A 1,775-nucleotide genomic window follows, 5' to 3' on the forward strand; every position below is an offset into this window, starting at 1 on the left:
TGCCCCTGGTCGTTTCGACTGTGGGTTTGGGTTGTCTGTTGTTCTGTGGCGGATTCCTTTGAAATATTTTGATTCAAGTCAGTTTGATTGTTTCTGATTCAGAGGATCAACTTTGGTTGTCGACTCCCAGTTTACTGGTTGTCATATTTTTCAACGGAGAGTTTGATCCTGGCTCAGGACGAACGCTGGCGGCGTGCTTAACACATGCAAGTCGAGCGGTAAGGCCCCTTCGGGGGTACACGAGCGGCGAACGGGTGAGTAACACGTGAGCAACCTACCCTCAACTTCGGGATAAGCCTCGGAAACGGGGTCTAATACCGGATATCACCACTTTCCTCATGGTTTGTGGTTGAAAGTTCTGGCGGTTGGGGATGGGCTCGCGGCCTATCAGCTTGTTGGTGGGGTAATGGCCTACCAAGGCGTCGACGGGTAGCCGGCCTGAGAGGGCGACCGGCCACACTGGGACTGAGACACGGCCCAGACTCCTACGGGAGGCAGCAGTGGGGAATATTGCGCAATGGACGAAAGTCTGACGCAGCAACGCCGCGTGAGGGATGACGGCCTTCGGGTTGTAAACCTCTTTCAGCAGGGACGAAGCGAGAGTGACGGTACCTGCAGAAGAAGGACCGGCCAACTACGTGCCAGCAGCCGCGGTAATACGTAGGGTCCGAGCGTTGTCCGGAATTATTGGGCGTAAAGGGCTCGTAGGCGGTTCGTCACGTCGGGAGTGAAAACTCGGAGCTTAACTCCGAGCCTGCTTCCGATACGGGCAGACTAGAGGTAGGCAGGGGAGAGCGGAACTCCTGGTGTAGCGGTGGAATGCGCAGATATCAGGAAGAACACCGGTGGCGAAGGCGGCTCTCTGGGCCTTACCTGACGCTGAGGAGCGAAAGCGTGGGTAGCGAACAGGATTAGATACCCTGGTAGTCCACGCCGTAAACGTTGGGCGCTAGGTGTGGGGGACATTCCACGTCCTCCGTGCCGCAGCTAACGCATTAAGCGCCCCGCCTGGGGAGTACGGCCGCAAGGCTAAAACTCAAAGGAATTGACGGGGGCCCGCACAAGCGGCGGAGCATGCGGATTAATTCGATGCAACGCGAAGAACCTTACCTGGGTTTGACATATAGGGAAATCCTCCAGAGATGGGGGGTCCGTAAGGGTCCTATACAGGTGGTGCATGGCTGTCGTCAGCTCGTGTCGTGAGATGTTGGGTTAAGTCCCGCAACGAGCGCAACCCTCGTCCTATGTTGCCAGCACGTTATGGTGGGGACTCATAGGAGACTGCCGGGGTCAACTCGGAGGAAGGTGGGGATGACGTCAAGTCATCATGCCCCTTATGTCCAGGGCTTCACGCATGCTACAATGGCCGGTACAAAGGGCTGCGAAACTGTAAGGTGGAGCGAATCCCAAAAAGCCGGTCTCAGTTCGGATTGGGGTCTGCAACTCGACCCCATGAAGTCGGAGTCGCTAGTAATCGCAGATCAGCAACGCTGCGGTGAATACGTTCCCGGGCCTTGTACACACCGCCCGTCACGTCATGAAAGTCGGCAACACCCGAAGCCGGTGGCCTAACCCTTGTGGAGGGAGCCGTCGAAGGTGGGGCTGGCGATTAGGACGAAGTCGTAACAAGGTAGCCGTACCGGAAGGTGCGGCTGGATCACCTCCTTTCTAAGGAGCACTTGGCAACCCCGTTGAGTGGTTGTCCATGTCATCGCCTGCTCGGACGAGTGTTCCGAGGGTGATGGTGCTTCGGACTGTGGAACATTGACCATTAG

The 1,775-nt window shown here is 56.8% G+C and carries 1 rRNA gene; it reads left to right on the forward strand.

From position 1 onward, the window contains the following. Positions 1–150: 150 nt before the first annotated feature. Positions 151–1,668: ribosomal RNA gene (locus AB0H36_RS47870) — 16S ribosomal RNA — on the forward strand. Positions 1,669–1,775: the final 107 nt, after the last annotated feature.

Origin of the sequence: Kribbella sp. NPDC050820 (assembly GCF_040653975.1) — a bacterium.
In the GTDB taxonomy this organism is placed as follows: domain Bacteria; phylum Actinomycetota; class Actinomycetes; order Propionibacteriales; family Kribbellaceae; genus Kribbella.